General features: G+C 38.6%; 9 protein-coding genes. 4 read left to right on the top strand and 5 right to left on the bottom strand.

The window, feature by feature from the left end; all coding sequences use genetic code 11:
- Nucleotides 1–50: 50 nt before the first annotated feature.
- Nucleotides 51–407, bottom strand: coding sequence for a transcriptional regulator (locus AB2B47_RS08500; RefSeq protein WP_320694114.1), 357 nt, complete (start codon nt 405–407; stop codon nt 51–53).
- Between the two features lie 42 nt (nt 408–449).
- Nucleotides 450–677, bottom strand: coding sequence for a helix-turn-helix domain-containing protein (locus AB2B47_RS08495; protein ID WP_320694113.1), 228 nt, complete (start codon nt 675–677; stop codon nt 450–452).
- Nucleotides 678–749: 72 nt separating this feature from the next.
- Between AB2B47_RS08495 and AB2B47_RS08490 the strand changes: the two genes are divergently transcribed.
- Nucleotides 750–956 (top strand): hypothetical protein, encoded by a 207-nt coding sequence (locus AB2B47_RS08490; protein WP_069302314.1) that lies wholly within the window; start codon nt 750–752, stop codon nt 954–956.
- Between the two features lie 200 nt (nt 957–1156).
- On the opposite strand, the gene AB2B47_RS08485 is transcribed toward AB2B47_RS08490, so the two are convergent.
- Nucleotides 1157–1312, bottom strand: a complete 156-nt coding sequence (locus tag AB2B47_RS08485) for a hypothetical protein (RefSeq protein ID WP_320694112.1) — start codon at nt 1310–1312, stop codon at nt 1157–1159.
- 120 nt (nt 1313–1432) lie between these two features.
- Between AB2B47_RS08485 and AB2B47_RS08480 the strand changes: the two genes are divergently transcribed.
- The gene (locus AB2B47_RS08480) at nt 1433–2206 is read left to right on the top strand and encodes a DUF4393 domain-containing protein (protein WP_320694111.1); all 774 of its coding nucleotides are present in this window, start codon (nt 1433–1435) and stop codon (nt 2204–2206) included.
- On the opposite strand, the gene AB2B47_RS08475 is transcribed toward AB2B47_RS08480, so the two are convergent.
- Nucleotides 2181–2360, bottom strand: a complete 180-nt coding sequence (locus tag AB2B47_RS08475; protein WP_320694110.1) for a hypothetical protein — start codon at nt 2358–2360, stop codon at nt 2181–2183. The genes AB2B47_RS08480 and AB2B47_RS08475 overlap by 26 nt on opposite strands.
- A gap of 73 nt (nt 2361–2433) precedes the next feature.
- Nucleotides 2434–2709: a hypothetical protein gene (locus AB2B47_RS08470; protein ID WP_320694109.1), complete on the bottom strand. Its 276-nt coding sequence runs from the start codon at nt 2707–2709 to the stop codon at nt 2434–2436.
- 174 nt (nt 2710–2883) lie between these two features.
- Here AB2B47_RS08470 and AB2B47_RS08465 point away from each other — a divergent pair, with 174 nt between their 5' ends.
- Together AB2B47_RS08465 and AB2B47_RS08460 are read left to right on the top strand one after the other, a co-directional pair.
- Entirely contained in the window at nt 2884–3675 is a 792-nt protein-coding gene (locus AB2B47_RS08465; RefSeq protein WP_320694108.1) for an XRE family transcriptional regulator, read from the top strand.
- A gap of 357 nt (nt 3676–4032) precedes the next feature.
- The gene (locus tag AB2B47_RS08460) at nt 4033–5100 is read left to right on the top strand and encodes a site-specific integrase (protein WP_320694115.1); all 1068 of its coding nucleotides are present in this window, start codon (nt 4033–4035) and stop codon (nt 5098–5100) included.
- Nucleotides 5101–5172 lie beyond the last annotated feature (72 nt).

The raw sequence follows: 5172 nt of genomic DNA, 5'->3' as shown, positions 1-5172 counted from the left end.
CTTTTGAACTTTTCAACTTTGTAAAATTCGTAAGTTGTAAATAAACCCTTTTACTGTTCTGTGGATAACTCTTTTTCAAGATTGTTTACCCAATATTCCCAATAACTATCTGAAATTGGTACATCTTGAACTAAAGGAAAATTCTGGATACCTTTACCACGACCAAAGCTCTTGCGATAGATACGGATATAGCCAGCCTCTTTTAACTCATCAAAAGCTGCTCTATGAGCGTCACGCCCATTCCTGGAGCGTTTGGAAAGCTCATCAATGTAAGGGCGCCATGTATCCTTATTAGACATCAGTACCAATAGTAACCCTTTAGCTTGTAAACTCAGATTTGAGTTTTGAGCTGAGTGGTTGTTCAGTTGAGTGTAGTTCTCGTGAGTATTCCTGATTATATACTGCATACCTCATATTTAATCCCCTTTCTGTAACTCTCGCTCGTTCATTCATACCTCTCCTAAATTATGATTTAATTCGTATTTTTTACCCAAAAAAATAAAATCCTTTTCGACATTGTATAGTCGAGCAAGTTTATCTAAAAGATCCATTGGAATTTTTGAACTATCATGTTCATACTTCAACAGTGTTTGTTGATGAATGCCCAGTTTATCGGCAACTTCTTTTGCAGATAAGCTATAATTTATTCTTAATGCTCTCAATGTCATTTTTTGCACGTTCCTACCTCCTTATTTTTCTATTTGTTCCTCGCAATTCTGCTATAATAAAAGCAGAAAGGAGGTGATGTTATGACTGATTATCAATTAGAAGCTTCTCTGATTGTCCTTGGCAAAGAGTACGAAAGAGCCAAGAAAGACGGAAAAGAAAGCTTCAGCATACATGTATCATTTTTTGATGGCTTAGATACTAATTACCATCTTCAAGAGTTTGCAAGGCAATATCCCGTAAGGATTGCCCGTTTGAAGCCTGACCAAATAACTTTTCTAATAGACTAACCTCATCCAATGGGAAAGGGTTGTTTTCTATCCTATCGTTAAAAGTTAAAATTACTTCACAATCTTTATCTGCAAAATGATTGATAAATTCCACTCTCTCTACTCCGTCGAGAAGCATTCCATCGACGAATACAGCAGGGTGGTTTTTTCGTGCGGTCAATAACACATCATGTTCTGATGTTTTTACTGACACAGTTCTGTTAGTTGTCATTTGCCCTCGTCTTACTTTCCAGCGCCCTGAGTTCTATCTCATGGCTGACTTTTCTTAATAGCTTCTCACACGCTATTTTAGCTTCTCTGTACGTTGTGTTTTCGCTGATAAAGTAGTCAGCAAGTTCGATGATTTTATCTTCCATTCAACCTCCTATATCAGCCTCAAGGCTGAGGTAATTTTCTCCTAATTTGCTATAATAACTTTGACTAGGACCTCTCACCGTTTTAGTCAAAATCCAAACAGAAAGAACAAAATAATAATTATGGATCCAAACCAATTCCAGGACTTCCTTCCACTTGTTACAGGATTTTTAGGAGGAGCTACTTCAGCCGGTGTATTCGCTGGACCTATTCAAACATTGCAAGATTGGTGGTACATAAACTACGGCCACAACGCTTCTAGCCGAGCAGCCTTGTTGAAAGCAACCCATGAAGCAAATGTAGAAAAATTAAAAAACGATATTTTGCAAGAAGTGGCAACTATCCCCCCAGAGAATATCCAAGACCCATCTATTAAGATATTAGGCCCGGCACTTGATGCTTCTAGATACTATATTGAAGAAGAAGAATTACGAAAAATGTTTGCCAAAATCATTGCTAGTTCGCTCGACAATCGCAAAAGTGAATCAATACACTCGTCCTTTGTAGAAATCATAAAACAATTGGATGTGTTAGATGCGAAGATACTAAGTTTCTTAAAAAAGGAACAAATAGGTGTACAAGCAGCAGTAGCAACAATGCACATGTACAAAAAGTTAGAGAATGGCACCCGAACTATTTTCCCTCTCATCTTTCTAACCGATGAGTTCTATGATTTTCAAAAGAATTCTATTTCCTTGGTTAATCTAGAAAGACTTGGACTTATATCAATTAAAACTGATTCTTGGCTATCACACGAAAGCAACTACGACTTCATAAGAAACCATCCTATAACTGTAGGCATATTAAAAGAATTTCCTGATATAATACTTGATAAATCCTGTTTTACGATTACAGATTACGGGAAAAACTTTATTGACGTTTGTGTTGTTGAATAAGTTCCAAGGTTTCGCTTGCCGTTTTTTTATACAACAAATCAGTTTCAAATAAATACTTTTCTAGCATGGCATTCACTTGAAGTGAGTGCCATTTCATCATTGTATGCGAAACTACAAACGACACAAGAAACGATGCTAAAATTACTTCTATCATCTTTCTTCTCCTTTCTCTTTTTTTCGCTCCGTGAGCAACAGCCTGCCAGGGAGTCGAACCCTGGTGCTACCGATCAGGCTACATTCATTTTGTTCTGCATTCCTGCGAATGCTGCATCAAAGCGAATGTCATCAATTTCGTCTTGAGTGAAACCAGCATCAAGAAGGTAACTCTCTTGGCGTTCGATCTCTTCTCCCAACTCTGTCCATCCGAAAGCGAACCGACGGCAGTTGTTCCAGAATGATTCAAGCTGACCATAGAGGAAGCGTTCCTCGTATGTATTTTGAAGTAAAGTTTCTGCAACCACTGCTTTGAAGATGTTGATGGCTTTCTCGTTTAATGTGTTCATGATGTTTCCCTCCGGTTTGTTTTTTGTTATTTCCTTAAGCTTGATTATATTATACTACGATTTAAATCGTATGTCAATACTTTTTATGATTTTTTTCGTAATTTTTTCGAATTTTTTATTTACAAAATCGAAAATAAACGGTATTATATAGTAAAGAAGATAGGAGGTAAAAACATGGCAAGAGGACGAGGGAAATTAACTCCTCAAGATAAAGAGGATATGAAAGTCTTTTCTGCAAATCTTAACTCAATTTTATCTGACAGAAATTGTAAACAAGCCGAGCTATCTCGAGCGACAGGAATACCACCTAGCACATTGACAGGATATGTAAAAGGAACTTCTTTGCCAATCCCTGGTAATGTTCAAAAAATTGCAGATTTTTTTGGAGTGCCTAAATCTGTGTTAGACCCTAGATTTGTAACTAATAATTCTATAACCGATGATTCCACCCCTAATGCTTCCCCCATCCAAACCATCTACGACGAACTAGCACCGCCTAGACAAGCCAAAGTCTTGACCTATGCAGAGAGGCAACTGAAAGAGCAGAAAAGCGAAGATAATACGAAGAAAAACGAAGTATCAGAGGCTATTCAGTTCTATAGTTACGACTACTACGACCACCCAGCTTCCGCAGGTACAGGGCAGTATTTGAACGATGTACGAGTGGAGCGGATTGAGTTGCCAGTCGATGTTGACGCTGACTTTGTCATTCCAATCAAGGGTGACTCCATGGAACCAGACTATCACGATGGTGACCTGGTATTCATCCAGACAAGTGTTGACTTGAATGACGGTGTTATCGGAGTGTTTAACTACAACGGTGATGCTTATATCAAGCAACTAGTGATTGATAAAGACCAGGCTTACCTTCACAGTTTGAATCCAGCTTACAAAGATATGCCAATCACACCAGACACCGACTTCCGAATTATCGGCGAAGTCGTGGATTTGTATAGGGAGAAATAACATGAGTAACGAAAGTAGACCGATGGAAGTGATTAAACACAACCTAGATTGCAAATGCCACAGACGAAGAGAGTGGATTAGAGTAAATGATAAATGGCATGCTATCGAGTTTTCGGTAGACGATCCAAACGAACCTCCTATGACAGAGGAAGAGAAAGCCAACGTGGCCTTAATTCTTCAACAACACTTATCGAAAGAATAAAACCAACTGTTTCCAAAATGGAAATAATTGCAAACAAAAAAGCCCCACGCTCTCAAAACTTTGGCGAGTCTGAGCGTGAGGCGTTCCGTATAGTAAAAGGCATTAAAAAGCCCGTTTTACTATACCCATTTTATCAAAAAAGTGAGGTAAAAACAATGGCATACTTCAGAAAAAGGGCGAATGGTTGGGAGTATCGCATATCTTACAAAGATACCGACGGGAAATATAAGCAGAAATCTAAAAGCGGGTTTAAAACCAAAAAACTAGCACAAGTCGAAGCCTTGGAAGTCGAGCAAAGCCTTTCGCAGAATTTACTGACCGATAAAGACGTTACTTTGTATGATTTCGTCAAAATGTGGTCAGACGTTTACAAGCGTCCACATGTCAAGGATAAGACTTGGGATACATACACCAAAAACTTAAAGCATATCAAAACGTACTTTGGAGATTTGAAAGTAAAGGATATCACTCCCTTATATTACCAAAAGCGGCTCAACGAGTTTGGCGAGAAATACGCCCAGGAAACCCTTGAGAAATTTCACTATCAGATTAAAGGCGCTCTGAAAGTCGCAGTCCGTGAGCAAGTAATTAGCTACAATTTCGCAGACGATGCCAAAGTGAAATCTCAGATAGAAACCAGGTCAGAGGATAATGACTTCTTGGAAGAGAACGAATATAAGGCTCTAATTTCGTCCACACGCTCGAATATACAGTACGTGTCCTATTTTACCCTCTACTTACTTTCGGTGACTGGTATGCGCTTCTCTGAGGCTCTAGGGCTAACATGGAGTGACATAGACCTACAAAACGGGATAATAGATATAAACAAGTCCTTTGATTATTCCAAAACGCAAGATTTTGCTGATCTAAAAAATGAGACGTCAAAAAGGAAAGTGCCAATCGATAAAACCACGATTGAAACGCTGAAAACTTATAAAAAGAAATATTGGCAAGCCAACATAAAGAACCGTGTTTGTTTTGGAGTTTCAAATTCAGCATGTAACAAGCTGATAAAAAGGCTTGTTGGCCGTCCAGTGAGAAACCATAGTCTAAGGCACACATACGCTTCTTACCTGATACTCAAAGGTATTGATATTGTGACTATATCGAAGCTACTAGGACATGAAAGTCCAGATATAACCCTAAAGGTCTATTCGCACCAGATGGAAGCCTTGGCAGATAAAAACTTTGAGCAGATAAAAGAAATATTCCTAACCGCTTAAATTTGGGGCGGATTTGGGGCGAAATGCCCACAAAGCCCGATAAATAAAGGGTTATAAATCCGTCTACCGCCT

Source organism: Streptococcus wuxiensis (assembly GCF_040888245.1).
Lineage (GTDB): Bacteria > Bacillota > Bacilli > Lactobacillales > Streptococcaceae > Streptococcus > Streptococcus wuxiensis.
Note: the sequence above shows the minus strand (reverse complement) of the source record. Positions and strands in the feature narration are given on the sequence as shown.

What these genes read in the sequence shown, in the direction of transcription:
- AB2B47_RS08470 (WP_320694109.1), bottom strand. Translation starts at nt 2,709, where the DNA reads ATGAACACATTAAACGAGAAAGCCATCAACATCTTCAAAGCAGTGGTT.
- AB2B47_RS08485 (WP_320694112.1), bottom strand. Translation starts at nt 1,312, where the DNA reads ATGGAAGATAAAATCATCGAACTTGCTGACTACTTTATCAGCGAAAAC.
- AB2B47_RS08480 (WP_320694111.1), top strand. Translation starts at nt 1,433, where the DNA reads ATGGATCCAAACCAATTCCAGGACTTCCTTCCACTTGTTACAGGATTT.
- AB2B47_RS08460 (WP_320694115.1), top strand. Translation starts at nt 4,033, where the DNA reads ATGGCATACTTCAGAAAAAGGGCGAATGGTTGGGAGTATCGCATATCT.
- AB2B47_RS08465 (WP_320694108.1), top strand. Translation starts at nt 2,884, where the DNA reads ATGGCAAGAGGACGAGGGAAATTAACTCCTCAAGATAAAGAGGATATG.
- AB2B47_RS08475 (WP_320694110.1), bottom strand. Translation starts at nt 2,360, where the DNA reads ATGATAGAAGTAATTTTAGCATCGTTTCTTGTGTCGTTTGTAGTTTCG.
- AB2B47_RS08490 (WP_069302314.1), top strand. Translation starts at nt 750, where the DNA reads ATGACTGATTATCAATTAGAAGCTTCTCTGATTGTCCTTGGCAAAGAG.
- AB2B47_RS08500 (WP_320694114.1), bottom strand. Translation starts at nt 407, where the DNA reads ATGCAGTATATAATCAGGAATACTCACGAGAACTACACTCAACTGAAC.